This window comes from Kribbella sp. CA-293567 (assembly GCF_027627575.1).
GTDB lineage: Bacteria > Actinomycetota > Actinomycetes > Propionibacteriales > Kribbellaceae > Kribbella.
In genome coordinates this window covers 2600289-2613506 of record NZ_CP114065.1, presented here as the reverse complement: position 1 = coordinate 2613506, position 13218 = coordinate 2600289, and the positions used below count along the sequence as shown (strand labels likewise).

General features: G+C 67.2%; 14 protein-coding genes. 8 read left to right on the top strand and 6 right to left on the bottom strand.

Annotation, left to right across the window (positions count from 1 at the left end):
• Positions 1 to 155 precede the first annotated feature (155 nt).
• Positions 156 to 923, top strand: coding sequence for a hypothetical protein (locus tag OX958_RS12560; protein WP_270137488.1), 768 nt, complete (start codon positions 156 to 158; stop codon positions 921 to 923).
• Positions 920 to 1714: a glycosyltransferase family 32 protein gene (locus tag OX958_RS12555; RefSeq protein WP_270137487.1), complete on the top strand. Its 795-nt coding sequence runs from the start codon at positions 920 to 922 to the stop codon at positions 1712 to 1714. Before OX958_RS12560 ends, OX958_RS12555 begins: the two co-directional genes overlap by 4 nt.
• On the opposite strand, the gene OX958_RS12550 is transcribed toward OX958_RS12555, so the two are convergent.
• Positions 1665 to 2549, bottom strand: coding sequence for a hypothetical protein (locus OX958_RS12550; protein ID WP_270137486.1), 885 nt, complete (start codon positions 2547 to 2549; stop codon positions 1665 to 1667). The two genes, OX958_RS12555 and OX958_RS12550, sit on opposite strands and share 50 nt — an antisense overlap.
• A complete protein-coding gene (locus tag OX958_RS12545; RefSeq protein ID WP_270137485.1) occupies positions 2539 to 2784 on the bottom strand; it encodes an acyl carrier protein in 246 nt (81 codons plus the stop codon). Before OX958_RS12545 ends, OX958_RS12550 begins: the two co-directional genes overlap by 11 nt.
• A 201-nt stretch (positions 2785 to 2985) precedes the next feature.
• On the opposite strand from OX958_RS12545, the gene OX958_RS12540 reads away from it, so the two are divergent.
• Complete coding sequence (locus OX958_RS12540; RefSeq protein ID WP_270137484.1) at positions 2986 to 4392, top strand: condensation domain-containing protein; 1407 nt, start codon at positions 2986 to 2988, stop codon at positions 4390 to 4392.
• On the opposite strand, the gene OX958_RS12535 is transcribed toward OX958_RS12540, so the two are convergent.
• The gene (locus OX958_RS12535; protein ID WP_270137483.1) at positions 4346 to 5176 is read right to left on the bottom strand and encodes a ParB/RepB/Spo0J family partition protein; all 831 of its coding nucleotides are present in this window, start codon (positions 5174 to 5176) and stop codon (positions 4346 to 4348) included. The genes OX958_RS12540 and OX958_RS12535 overlap by 47 nt on opposite strands.
• Positions 5177 to 5352: 176 nt before the next feature.
• Here OX958_RS12535 and cysC point away from each other — a divergent pair, with 176 nt between their 5' ends.
• From cysC to OX958_RS12520, 3 genes are read left to right on the top strand one after another with little or no spacing between them, the layout of a single operon-like run.
• Positions 5353 to 5928, top strand: a complete 576-nt coding sequence (cysC, locus tag OX958_RS12530) for an adenylyl-sulfate kinase (protein WP_270137482.1) — start codon at positions 5353 to 5355, stop codon at positions 5926 to 5928.
• A 2-nt stretch (positions 5929 to 5930) separates the two neighbouring features.
• Positions 5931 to 6854: a sulfate adenylyltransferase subunit CysD gene (gene cysD, locus OX958_RS12525; RefSeq protein ID WP_270137481.1), complete on the top strand. Its 924-nt coding sequence runs from the start codon at positions 5931 to 5933 to the stop codon at positions 6852 to 6854.
• Positions 6854 to 8158: a sulfate adenylyltransferase subunit 1 gene (locus tag OX958_RS12520; RefSeq protein WP_270137480.1), complete on the top strand. Its 1305-nt coding sequence runs from the start codon at positions 6854 to 6856 to the stop codon at positions 8156 to 8158. Before cysD ends, OX958_RS12520 begins: the two co-directional genes overlap by 1 nt.
• Positions 8159 to 8182: 24 nt before the next feature.
• On the opposite strand, the gene OX958_RS12515 is transcribed toward OX958_RS12520, so the two are convergent.
• The gene (locus tag OX958_RS12515) at positions 8183 to 9346 is read right to left on the bottom strand and encodes an MFS transporter (RefSeq protein ID WP_270137479.1); all 1164 of its coding nucleotides are present in this window, start codon (positions 9344 to 9346) and stop codon (positions 8183 to 8185) included.
• On the bottom strand, positions 9343 to 10125 hold the full coding sequence (locus tag OX958_RS12510; protein ID WP_270137478.1) for a DeoR/GlpR family DNA-binding transcription regulator: 783 nt from the start codon (positions 10123 to 10125) through the stop codon (positions 9343 to 9345). The genes OX958_RS12515 and OX958_RS12510 overlap by 4 nt, the downstream gene beginning before the upstream one ends.
• An 82-nt stretch (positions 10126 to 10207) precedes the next feature.
• Between OX958_RS12510 and OX958_RS12505 the strand changes: the two genes are divergently transcribed.
• The gene (locus OX958_RS12505) at positions 10208 to 11350 is read left to right on the top strand and encodes an MFS transporter (protein WP_270137477.1); all 1143 of its coding nucleotides are present in this window, start codon (positions 10208 to 10210) and stop codon (positions 11348 to 11350) included.
• Between the two features lie 6 nt (positions 11351 to 11356).
• Here OX958_RS12505 and OX958_RS12500 read toward each other — a convergent pair whose 3' ends face one another.
• Positions 11357 to 12178, bottom strand: coding sequence for a class I SAM-dependent methyltransferase (locus tag OX958_RS12500; protein WP_270137476.1), 822 nt, complete (start codon positions 12176 to 12178; stop codon positions 11357 to 11359).
• 119 nt (positions 12179 to 12297) lie between these two features.
• Between OX958_RS12500 and OX958_RS12495 the strand changes: the two genes are divergently transcribed.
• Positions 12298 to 13218 carry a MerR family transcriptional regulator gene (locus OX958_RS12495; protein WP_270137475.1) on the top strand — a complete coding sequence of 307 codons (921 nt, stop codon included), beginning with the start codon at positions 12298 to 12300 and terminating at the stop codon, positions 13216 to 13218.

Sequence of the window (13218 nt, the reverse complement as noted above, 5' to 3'; positions counted from 1 at the left end):
TGTCATTGCAAAACATGATCCCTTCGACCGCCCCCGATATGCCGGACATCGACCATCATCACCGATCTTTCCGGAAACTTCAGCCGTGACTAGACTCGCCGGACGGTGGCATCAATTGACGTCTCGATCAGCTGACGAGAAGGATGCGGAAAGCTATGATCAATAGGAAGAAAAGAAAATTCTTTGTGATCTTCGCGCACGCCCGCAGCGGGAGTGACAATCTCTGCAACGCGCTCGGCGAGCACCCCGGACTCCGGGTCGTGAACGAACCTTTCAATCCCAACTACCCGTCCTGGGCCGATGACCATGTCGACTACGGCAGCCAGGTGAGCGATGCCCCCAGCCTGGCCGCGCAGCTCGAGATCCTGCGGCACTCCTTCGACGGGATGAAGACGCTCGAATGGAACCTGCCGCCGGAGCTCAACGACGGCCTGCTGGCCGACGAGGACCATCCGCTGTTGTTCTTAAGACGACGCAATCTGCTCGAGGCGGTGGTCTCGCACTGGATCGCCTGCCAGACGAACCTCTGGCAGGTGTGGCATGCCAAGAAGCCGCTGGCCGATCACTACGACCACCTTGAGCCGGCTCCGGTCGAAAACCTCCGGCAGACCCTCGACCAACTCAGCGAATCCATGCGGCACTATGCCGCGGTGGTCGCCGAGCGTGATCCGGCGACCTACCTTTCGTGCACCTACGAAGATCTCTACCACAGCACCGAACAGCGCCGGCGAGAGCTGTTCGAGCAGATCGTGCGGCTGTTCGGCGTGTCCCCGATCCCCTACCAGCAGGTGGCCGAGATGCTCGGCCCGCGCGGCAAACTCAACTCACGATCGACCTACGCGAAGATCCCGAACCTGCTCGAACTCGACCGTGCGCTGGGCAGCACCGAACACGGCCGGCTGCTGACGGAGCCGGCCGGATGACCTTCCAGCTCATGCAGACCTGGAAGACGCGTGATGACCTTCCACCGGTCTTCGCCCAGCTCCGCCGGACCTGGCTGGACAACCACCCGGACGCGAACCACCTCCTGGTCGACGATGCGGACATCCTGTCCTGGCTGGCCACGAACGAGACCAGATTTCCCGGTGCCATCCACACCGGCCTGAACCCCGTTCGGACCGCCGACATGTTCCGGTACTGTCACCTGTTCGCGAACGGCGGGATGTACGCCGACCTCGACTTCTACTGCCTGCGCGGAATGACGGAGCTGCTCTCCCGTTACACCGACGAGGTTGTCCTCGGCTCGATGCTGATGCCACCGGAAGAAGCCGAGCACTCCATCCCCAACGCCTGGATGTACGCCGCCGCACCCGGCCACCCGCTCTGGCTGGTGACGCTCTGGCTGGCCGCCGGGCGGCTCACCGATGACTACATCGAACGAGCCACCGGTCCGATCCTGCTGTGGGACGCGTTGCACCTCTACCTCACCGCCAGGTCCGGTGCGGAGCTGAGGACCTGGCCAGGCCTGACAGCCCTCGCCGAGGCCAACTGCGTCACCATCCCGGACAAGCTGCCGGGAGTGGTCGTACTGCCGCCCGACATGCTCTACCCGCTGAGCTGGGGGTTCCAGCAGAACTATCGTTTGATCACCGATTTTCGCGCCGTCGAGTTCATCGGTCCGGAGCTGCTCGAGCGCGTGCCGACCACGCCGTCGACCTACGCTTTCACCTACTGGGCGCATTCGTGGGGTGAGGATCCACTCGACTGCGGCTGACCAGCTCGCGGAGGAACTCCACCGGCGCACGGCCGCTCCGGCCGGCCAGCAGAACGATCGCGATGCGCTCCAGCCCGAAGGCGACGCAGGCAGATCGGCAGTCCTCGTCGCCATCGTCACGCCGGACACCGAAAGCATCAGTCAGCCGCTGCCGATGGTCGTTCCAGGATGCGACCGAGACGAAAGTGCCCGGCCCCCACGGCACGATGATCTCGCGCTTGACCGCGAGCGCCTTCTGCAGCCGGCGCATGCTCTGCTGATCGTCGCCGTAGAAGACGTCCGTGGCGTCCTCGACCGTTGCCCCGGCGACGGTCCGGCCGACGAGATCCGTGAGCCGCCCGAACGAGGCAACACTCTCGGCGCGTACCTGCGCGGCCCCGCCGACGAAGACGACTTCCCGCATCGTGAACGATGCCAGTCGCAACGGATCGTCGATCGGGCCGCCCTCGGCCCGGTGACAGATGCCGCGAGCGGTGAAGGTCGACAGCTCGCCGATCGCCGAACGAGCGGCCACTGTGCCGAGCGTCTGGAAGCACACGGACGGGTTCAGCACCCAGCGGCTGTCACCGAGCGCCCGGTCGTCGACGGCATGAGGCACCGCATAGACCGGCAGCGAGGGCAGCCTGGCGAGGTACCCCGCCTTCTCCAGCACGTTCTCCGGCAGGAGCGTCGTACAGGTATGCACGACCGGGCGATGCGTGCCCGACATCGCCGCGGTGAGCTCGGCGTCCACTGCGTCCAGCGCCGCCGCCAGCTCGCCGGTCCACTGGTAGCCGAGGATCCGGCCGCTGCCGTCGTCCAGCGGAATCGCGGCACCGCCGGGGTCAGATTTCACCGACTGCTCCCAGCGCCTCACCGACCGCGCGATCCAGATCGCCGACCGTACGGACCGAACCGATGGAGGCCGCGCTCAACTCGATGCCACGCTCGGCTTCGACGCCGACGACGATGCTCATCAGGAACAGCGAATCCACACCCAGCGCCGATTCCAGCTCTTGGTCGGGCCGGATGGCGGCTCCCACCGGCAGGTCGAGGACCGCTCTCATGACTTGTTCCAGGCAGGCATCCATCGCACTCGACCTCCGGCGGCTGGCTATCCGACGACTTGACCGGCCACCAATAATCAAACGAACCGGCGTGGCCGGCAAGTTTTCCGAACGCAGTCGCCAATTAACTGAATTCGGCCCTGTTGACGGATCCGGCGAAGCATTGTCTGGTGGATCTCAGCAAGGTTTACAGGTCAGCTGACGGCGACCATAAGGATGGTTTCGATGCACCCATTCCCTTTGCCTGCCGGAATGGAAGCCCTGTGGGAGCGAACCAGTGCGATCTCACCACTCGACCCTGGTGCTGCCCGGTACTCGGCGGTGCTGTCGGTGATGATCGACCAGCCACTCGAGGCCGACACCTTCCGGCTGGCCCTGCAAGACGTGCTGCGGCTCCACCCGACGCTCCGACTCTGCTTCGAAGACCTGTCCGCCGACCCGCTGGTCCGGATCGCGGCCGACGTCGAGCCTCTGGTCGACCACGAGAACCTCGAGACGCTGACCGAGCAAGCCCGTCAGCAGCGGCTGGCCGAGATCGTGGCGGCGCGGCAGGCGCAGGCCTTCGACCTGCTTCGGGCGCCGCTGTGGCGCGTCGACGTCGTGCAGTGCGGCCCCAACCGCACAGCTCTTCTCCTCTGCTTCTACCATCTCCTGCTCGACGGCTGGTCCATGGCCATCGTCTTCGAGGATCTGCTGCAGAGCTATCAGCATCGACGTGGTCTGGCGCCGGTCCCACCCACGGCGACGACCACGTTCGACCACGCCGTACAGGTGGAACGATGTGAACTCAGCCGGCCGGCGGAGATCGTCGAAAGCTACCGTGACGCACTGTTTCCGCTCGTCGAGGACCGTGTCGTTCCGGCCCTGGAGATCTCGCCGCAGACGCCGTTGAACCTGCCACGGTCGCTACCCTTCCGGCTCGACGATGCAACCGCGGGCGAGCTCCGGGAAGTCGCCTGGCAACTACGGACGACGGTCTACGTCCTGTTTCAAACGGCCTACTCGGTCGCTCTGCGGAACCTCGCCGACGTGGACCGGGTGATCGTGAGTACGACGACGACGGGACGCAAGGGTGCCCTCCGGGACCGGGTGGTCGGACAGTTCACCCGGGATCTCTACGTTCCCGTCCAGTTGGGGAGCCGGATGTCTCCAGTCGCTGCTCTACGGACGGTCAATGAGGCGCTGTACGCGGCGATCGCTCGAACCTGCTCGTTCAAGCAACTCGCCGAAGCGGTCTGGCCGGCGTTCCGACATGACAGGCCGTGGCACGACCTCCATCTGTTCGACTCCTACATCCAGTCCGACGCCCAACGCAACGTGCCGGCCCAGTGGTGGGGTCTGAACATCACCTCCCTGACCGTCGATACCGACGGTCAACCGAAGGATGCGAACGCCGCAGTGGCCGGTGACCTGAGCGAACGTCAGCTGGAAACGTGGATCGGCCATACTGCCCCGTACCTGCAGATCGGTGCCGACCGGCAGAGTGGAGTCATCTACTACAACGCCTCGTTCTTCTCCGGTGAGACGGTGCAGACGCTCCTCGACGGCCTCCTGGTGACCCTGTCCGCGCTCGCCTCCGCGCGGGCTATGCCGCACCGTCCTTCCGCCTGGCACGAAGGAACGCGGCGATGATGCGAGCCGCCGCCGCGTCCTGCCCGAGGCTCTGCCCTGCCGCCCAGTCCCTCAGCTCCTGATGATCCATCGTGCGCAGGGTCACGATGATCTGCCGGACCTCACCCGGTCTGTTCTGCCTGTCGGCTTTGCCCCGAGGCTGCGCCGTGGTGGGCCGTGGCCGTTCGGCGGCACCTGCCAGGTAGTCCTTCTGCTGCGCCGTTGTCATCCCTTTGATGGCGGTAACCAACTCGTGGACGTCCTCGGCTGTCCGGGCGCCCCCAGTGCTCAAATGGTCCTCGGCCCGCAGAGCGGTCTTGATGTCGATGTCACCAGACTCGACATACTGCTTCAGCTCCGGCCGCAGACGTTCGAACTTCACGTAGCTTCGCACTTTGTTGTAGGGCAGCCCCAGCTCCTCTGCCACCGCCTTGACCGAGCCGTACTTGCGAAACAACACCGTGCAGGTGTCGATCAGGTCCTTCGAGTCCACGTCGTGCCTGACCACGTTCTCGCTCATCGATACGGCACGGGCCTTGGCCTCGTCCACGGTCCCCCGCAGAACCGTCGCCCGCACGGTCGGCAACTGCAGTTCCCTGATCGCCAGCCAGCGTCGTTGCCCCGCGATGATCTCGTAGCGCCCGGGCTCCGCCCCCGGCACGACGACGATCGGTTCGAGCTGTCCGTGGACGCGGATGTTGTCCACCAGTTCCTGCAGGTCCCTGCGGACCCCGCGGGTGCGGACCTGATGTTTGCTCGGTTCGAGAAGATCGACCGGGATGTCCATGACGTCATTGGGTTGCACCGTGGTGAGCCTCCGTCGTGGAGTGAGGGTTCGACGTGGCGGCCGTTGAAGCCACCCCCAGGTGTGGGCTTCCAGAGCGATGTCCCCAGAGTCAACAATCCGAACTCCGATGAGTCAACCGCCGAATTTGCCGTTGCAGCAACCTGCAATCGCGCGGATCACCCGAAGGAGAGCCGATGGAGAGTCCGTCACGGGACAACGCCGCGGAAGCCACTGGGCCGGTACCGGGCTGCACGGTGTGGCTGACCGGTCTGCCGAGTGCCGGCAAATCGACGGTCGCCGAAGGAGTTTCTGACGCTCTTCGGGCGAGGAACCGAGCGGTCCAGGTGCTCGACGGCGATCAGGTACGCCACCAGCTCGGCGACCTCCCGTTCGATCGGGCCGGCCGCGACCTCAACGTCCGCCGCATCGGCTGGCTGGCCGCGATGCTCGCGCGCCACGGCGTCACGGTGCTGGTCGCCGCGATCGCCCCGTACCGCGACACCCGGGACTCCGTCCGCGCTCTGCATCAGAGGGAAGCCCTGCCGTTCGTCGAGGTCCATGTCGCCGCTCCGCTGAAGGTATGCGCCGATCGCGATGTGAAGGGCCTGTACGCGAAGCAGCGAGCAGGCGTGATCAGCAAACTCAGCGGAGTCGACGATCCGTACGAGGAGCCGCTGACTCCCGACCTCATCCTGCGGACCGACCTCGAGGACAGCACCCGATCAGTGAACGCCGTCATGGCCTCGCTCGCAGAGCGGGGACTGATCTGAAGATGCAGACGCGCGAAGAAGCGCCAGGCAGCGTTCGGCTCGGCCATACCCAGGTGCTCGAGAGCGAGTCGATCTTCGTTTTCCGTGAGGTGGCGGCGGAGTTCGAGCGGCCGGTGATCCTGTTCTCGGGCGGCAAGGACTCGATCGTGATGCTGCACCTGGCCCGCAAGGCGTTCGCGCCGGCGCCGGTACCGTTCACGTTGCTGCACGTCGACACCGGTCACAACTTCACCGAGGTCCTCGACTACCGCGACCAGACCGTCGCTGCTCTCGGGCTGCGGCTCGAGGTCGCGAAGGTCGAGGACTACCTGGCCGACGGCCGGCTCAGAGAGCGCTCCGACGGCACCCGCAACCAGCTCCAGACCATTCCGTTGCTCGACGCAATCAACGGGCACCGGTTCGACGCCGTCTTCGGCGGCGGCCGCCGCGACGAGGAACGCGCTCGCGCCAAGGAACGGATCTACAGCCTCCGCGACGAGTTCGGCCAGTGGGACCCGCGCAACCAGCGACCCGAACTGTGGTCGCTCTACAACGGCAAACACAAACCGGGCGAACACGTCCGGGTGTTCCCGCTGTCGAACTGGACCGAGCTGGACATCTGGAACTACATCGCCCGCGAACAGATCCCGCTGCCGAGCATCTACTACGCCCACGAACGCGACGTGTTCGAACGCGACGGCATGCTGCTTGCCGTCGGCCCCTACTCCCAACCACGCACCGGCGAAACCGCCGGGAAAAGGCTGGTCCGCTACCGGACCGTCGGCGACATGTCCTGCACCGGCGCCGTCACCTCGACCGCCACATCGGCCGAACAAGTCGTGATCGAGGTCGCCGCCAGCGAGATCACCGAACGCGGCGCCACCAGAGCCGACGACCGGGCCAGCGAGGCCGCCATGGAAGACCGCAAACGAGAGGGGTACTTCTGATGAGCACCCCGATCCAGCGGCAACTGCTCCGGCTGGCCACCGCCGGCTCCGTCGACGACGGCAAGTCCACCCTGGTCGGGCGGCTGCTGCACGACTGCAAAGCGATCCTCGCCGACCAGATCGCGCACGTCCAGCACGTCTCCTCCAGCCGCGGCACCGGCGACTTCGACTTCGCTCTGCTCACCGACGGCCTGCGCGCCGAACGCGAACAAGGCATCACCATCGACGTCGCCTACCGGTACTTCGCCACCGAGAAGCGCTCCTTCATCCTGGCCGACTGCCCCGGCCACGTGCAGTACACCCGCAACACCGTCACCGGCGCCTCCACCGCCGACGTCGTCATCATCCTGGTCGACGCACGGCACGGAGTACTGGAACAGACCCGGCGCCACCTCGCCGTGGCCGGCCTGCTCCGGGTGCCGCACGTCGTCCTCGCGGTCAACAAGATCGACCTCGTCGGCTACGACGAAGCCGTCTTCAAAGGCATCGCCAAGGACGTCTCACAACTGGCCAACCAGCTCAACATCAGCGACGTCCAGGCCATCCCGGTCTCCGCGCTCGTCGGCGACAACATCGTGGAGCGCTCTCCGGCCACCGCCTGGTACAACGGACCGACCCTGCTCGACTACCTGGAAAGCGCAACCGGCCGCGACGACACCTCCAGCCGGCCACTGCGCTTCCCCGTCCAATACGTCATCCGCCCCCAAACCGACGACCAGTACCGCGACTACCGCGGCTACACCGGCACCGTTGCCTCCGGCACCGTTTCTGTCGGCGACGAGGTCATTGTGCTACCGGCCGGCCGGCGTACCTCGGTCTCCGGCATCGACCGCGCCGTCATCAGCGCTACCGGTACGGCGGTCGCGGAGCGGCCCTCTGCGGTCGCCGGTGAAGCCGTCACCGTCCGGCTCGCCGACGACCTCGACGTCGCCCGCGGATCGGTCATCGTCTCGGCCGACTCCTCCCCCGGCACCCGCCGGGAACTCCTCGCCACCGTGTGCTGGCTGTCGGACCGCCCACTGACCGTGGGCGCCCGGCTGCTGATCAAGCACACCACCACCACTGCCCAGGCGATCGTCACCAAGATCAACGGTGCGCTCGATCTGGACACGCTCGGAGTCATCGACGCCACCGGGCTCGAACTGAACGACATCGGCAAGGTGCAGCTCAAGATCGCCGCACCACTGGCCGCTGACCCGTACTCCAGCAACAACATCACCGGATCATTCCTGCTGATCGACGCCCACGACGGATGGACCCTCGCGGCAGGAATGATCGACGACGAAGAAGGGGAACTGCTGTGACCGCACCAGATTTTCGTTGCCGAGCTAACGCTTCATCACCGAGGCCGAGGCGACGGTGATCAGGCAGAGGACGACGGGGAGGATGAAGGCGAGGTTCAGCGGCATGAAGTGAGCCAGGGCGCCGATCACGGCGGGGCCGGCCAGCAGGCCGACGTACCCGAGGCCGACCACCTTCGCCATCAGGGCGCCGGAAGCTCGCGGATCGAGGTTCCCGGCGGCGGTGAAGAGCTGCGGTACGCCGCCCGACAGGCCGAGGCCGAAGATGGCCCAGCCGATCAGGGACACCGGCACCCACGGCACCACGATGACCGTGGTCAGACCGATCGCGGCCAGCAGCGCGCCGTACCGGACGATGGCCGCCGGCCCGACGACCGCCGCCACTCGATCAGTGGCGAACCGCCCGATCGTCATGGCGACGGCGAATGCGCCGTACGCGTACGCCGCGGTGCTGGTCGAGGTGTCGAGCACATCCCGGAACTGCAGTGCGGCCCAGTCGTTCGCCACGCCCTCGGCCAGCATGAGCGCGAAGGCCAGCGCACCGAGTTGCCAGACCAGCTTCGTGGGCGGCGCGACTCGCGCCGGCTCATCCACGGCCGGCTCGGGCGCGGGCTCCGGCTCCAGCAACAGGCGGCTCACGGCCAGCGAGACCACGATGACCACCGCGCCGGAGACGCTCAGCGACACAGCCGTCGACACTCCGGCCTTCAAGGTCGACGCTCCGATCAACGCCGCGAACGCGCCACCGATCGACCACATGGCGTGGAAGGCAGCCATGATGGGCCGCGGGTACGCGCGCTCGACGACCACCGCCTGCGAGTTCATCGCGACGTCGATCGACCCGTTGCCGAAGCCGACCGCGAGCAATGCGAGTCCGAGCGTCCACCAGCTGTCGGCCAGGCCCGGACCGAACAACGAGATGCCGAGCAGGACACCGGCCGTGGGCACCAGCCGCCGCTGACCGACCCGGTCGGCCAGCGGCCCGGCCACCTGCATGCCGACGAAGGCCGCGCCGCCCAGGATGAGCAGCAGGAAGCCGAGGGTGCTGTGCGAGATGCCGGTCGCGTGCTCGACGTTCGGGATGTGCACGACCCACATGCCGACCGCGAAACCGTTCAGGCCGAAGTACGTCCAGGTGGCCACCCGGGCCGCGCGGGCCGAGCGGGAGGGCGCGGCGATGTCGATGCTCAAGAGAGCCCTTCCAGGGTTGGTTCCGCGACCTCGACCAGTACTCCGCGCTGCGCGAGCAGCGTGCGGGTCTCCTCGGGCGCGGTGGAATCGGTGATGATCAGCTCGGGTCGATCGGCCGGACAGATGTACGCCAGCGCCGAGCGGTCCCACTTGGCGCCGTCGGCGAGGACCATCGACCGGGTCGCCACCGCCATCGCCTGCTGCTTGACCTCGGCATCCCCGAGGTCGAACGCGGTCATCCCCGCGTCGAGGCTGAACGCGCACGGACTGAGCACCGCGACGTCGAACCGCAACGCCCGCAGCGAAGCCAGCGTGAGCGGCCCGACCAGCGCCAGTTCCCCGGCGCGCGGCTCCCCGCCCGGCAGGAGCAACCGCACCCGCGGCGCGTCGATGAGCTCCTGGGCGACCTGCAGCGACAGCGGCATCACCGTGACGGCCCGATCGCGGAGCAGCTTGGCGACCTCGAGGGCCGTCGTACCGCTGTCCAGCACGATCGTCTCGCCGTCCTTCAGATGGGCGACCGCGGCCCGCGCGATGGCCCGCTTCGGGCCCAGATCCGCTGTCGCCCGAGCAGCGAAGGGCGGTTCGACCCCGCTCGGCATCGCGGCGACCGCGCCACCATGGACGCGCTTGAGCACGCCCTGCGCGGCGAGGTAGTCGAGGTCGCGCCGTACGGTCATGTCCGACGCTCCGGTCGCGGTCACCAGCTCGGCGACACCGACCCTCGGAGCAGCCATCAGGCGCTCGACGATGACCCGCTGCCGTTCCGTACTCTTCACACAGTCAAGCTACCAGCCAGATGTTCGTTCGAACAATCTAGATGTTTGAATGGTGGAATTCGTGGTGCTTCAAGGGGTGGGAATGAACGAACTCCGCCAGGCCCGGTACGCCGTGGCTGCGGTCTTCTGCGTGCACGGCGCGGTGACGGGATCCTTCGCGACCAGGGTGCCGTGGATCCAGGACCACGCGTCGGTCAGTGCCGGGCAGCTGGGCCTGGCGCTCGCCTTCCCGGCGATCGGCGCCTCCCTGTCGATGCCGCTCGCCGCGCGGATCAGCCATCGTCTCGGCAGCCGCACCGCACTCCGTGGGCTGATCGCGCTGTGGACGCTGGCCCTCGTGCTCCCCTCCCTCGCCCCCAACCTGCTGACCTTGTGCGCGGCGCTGTTCGTGTACGGCGCGACGGCCGGCATGGCAGACGTGGTGATGAACGCTCTCGGCGTCGAGGTCGAGCGCCGGCTCGGCAGATCGATCATGTCCGGCCTGCACGGCATGTGGAGCGTCGGAGCGCTGATCGGCTCCGGCCTCGGCACGATCGCCGCGCATCTGGAACTGAGTGCGCAGGTGCACCACGCGGTCGCGGCCGCAGTACTGACTCTGGCTGGAGTCGCTGCCTGCCGGTGGGTGCTCAACCTGCATCCCACCGAGGACGAGGTGGCCCCACCCCGCTTCGCCCTGCCCCCGAAGTCAGCCTGGTTGATCGGCGCCGTCGGCTTCTGCGCGGTCTTCGCCGAAGGCGCAAGCCTTGACTGGTCCGCGGTCTACCTGCGCGATGTCCTGACCACGTCGGACGGGGTGGCCGCGGCCGCCACCACCGGCTTCGCCTTGACCATGGCCGTGGCCCGGATCGCCGGCGACGCAGTAGTCGACCGCTGGGGCGCAGTACCCACTGTGCGAGTCAGCGGCGCAATCGCGACCCTGGGCGGCGTACTAGTGGTTCTTGCGAACCACCCACTGGTCGCTATGGCCGGCTTCGGCCTGCTCGGGCTCGGCATCGCGGTAGTCGTGCCGCTAGCTTTCGCAGCCGCAGGCCGCGCCGGCCCCAACCCCAGCCAGGCGATCGCCGGCGTCGCCACCGTCACCTACACGTCCGGCTTGATCGCTCCGTCGATCATCGGCGGCATAGCCCAAGCCAGCAACCTCACCATCTCGTTCATCCTGGTCACCGTGCTCACCCTCGGCATCGCCGCCTTCGCAGCAGTACTACGCCCAGCGCCGGCCCACTGACTCAGCTCAGCCGTGGCGGGCGGTCACGATGGCGTAGTTGTTGGAGACTTGGAAGGCAGTTGGGTCTTCGTTGATCTCCCGTACTGCGGTGAGCAGGCGCCCCGCGAGGTCGGCTTCCAACTGGGCACTGTCGGGTCGGGTTGCCAGCGCTTGCGCCGCGCTCACGGCCATCGGGTGCTGCCCCGACTTCGTCAGATACTCCTCCGGAGAACTGGCCGTCAGGTGCATCGAGCGCTGCTCGACCTCAACCTCGAGTCCGTGCTTCGCGAAGGCCTCGCGCAGCGCCGGCTCGTCGTGCCACGCAAGCGGCTTGGGCGCCTCGGGGTCCGGAGTCGGCCCACTCCCGAAGACCTCGGCCATGAAGCGTCCGGCCACGGTGTTGATCGTCATCATCGATCCGCCAGGCACCCAGGAGGTCAGCCGGATCACCCCGCCGGGGGCCGTCACCCGCGCCATCTCCGCGATCGCCGCATCGGCGTCCGGCGCGAAGATCACCGCGAAGATCGACAGCAGCACGTCGGCAGTACCGTCCTCGACCGGGATCGCGGCCGCGTCGCCGGCCAGGAACTCCGCCTGCAGCCCGCGCTCGACAGCCCGCTTCCGCGCGACCTCCACCAACCGCGCGGCCGGGTCGACACCGGTCGCGACGGCGCCTCGCGCAGCGGCCAGCAGCGCGGCGTTCCCGGTCCCGCATCCCAGGTCGACGACCCGCTTCCCCGCCAGCGGCTCTGACATCGCCACGACGATCTCGGAGATCGGCAGCAGCGACTCTCCCGTCGGCTCGTACTGTCCCAAGCTCCAGTCCAGATCCACAGCGTGTTCCTCCATGCCCTGCTCGATTGATGACCCCAATTGACGACCCCAGCAAATCCCACGCCCACAGTGCGAACCGGCGCCGCCGTCGGCCTTGCAATTGACACAGTGTGAAGCAGGACAGTGAAGGGACCATGATGAACATCGGAGAATTCGCCCGCCTCGGCGGCGTCACGACGCGCATGCTGCGTCACTACGACGCCCTCGGTCTGCTGGTCCCCGACCACGTCGACCCTCACACCAGCCGCCGCTCGTACGCCGTCGCGCAACTGACCGTCCTCAACCGGTTGCTCGCACTCAAAGGCCTCGGCTTCCGCCTGGACGAGCTCGGCCCACTCCTCCACGACGGCATCATCTCGGCCGAACTCACCGGCATGCTGCGCCTGCGCGAAGCCGAACTGGAACGCCAGGTGCGCCACAACCGCCACACCCTCGACCGAGTCCAGGCGAGACTCCGACTGATCGAACAGGAACCTCGAATGAACGTCGACACCAAACACCTCGAACCCGTCACCCTCGCCGCCCTCTCAGCAGACGCCCTGGACGCCAGCCGCGAACAGACCGGCAGCGTCGTCCAAACGCTGTTCGAGCAGGTCATCCTCCAGATGGAAGCAGCCGGCGCGGACCGCACAACCCCGATCGCCCACTACCAGCCCCACCCCGCAGCCGAGCCCGCCTCCCATCCCGAGCTGGCCCCATACTCGGCCCCGGCCCCCGACCACGAGGCCGACCACGACGGCAACACGCTGATCCGGACCGGCGCGATGGCCGACAGCGATGCCGACGAGCCAGCCATCCAAATCACCGCCGGCTACGCCCTCACCGGCCCCCAAGTCCCCGGACTCCACACCCGGATCCTCCCAGCCACCGACGTAGCCACCGTCATCCACCACGGCCCCATGAACACCATCTCCACCGCCTACCAACAGCTAGCCCGCTGGGCCGAATCCACCGGCCGCCAGACCGCACCCTTCACCTGGCGCGAGCACTACCTGGAGGCCCCCGGCGAAGACCAGTCCCACTGGATCGTCGAAGTCCAACTAGAACTCCCCTGA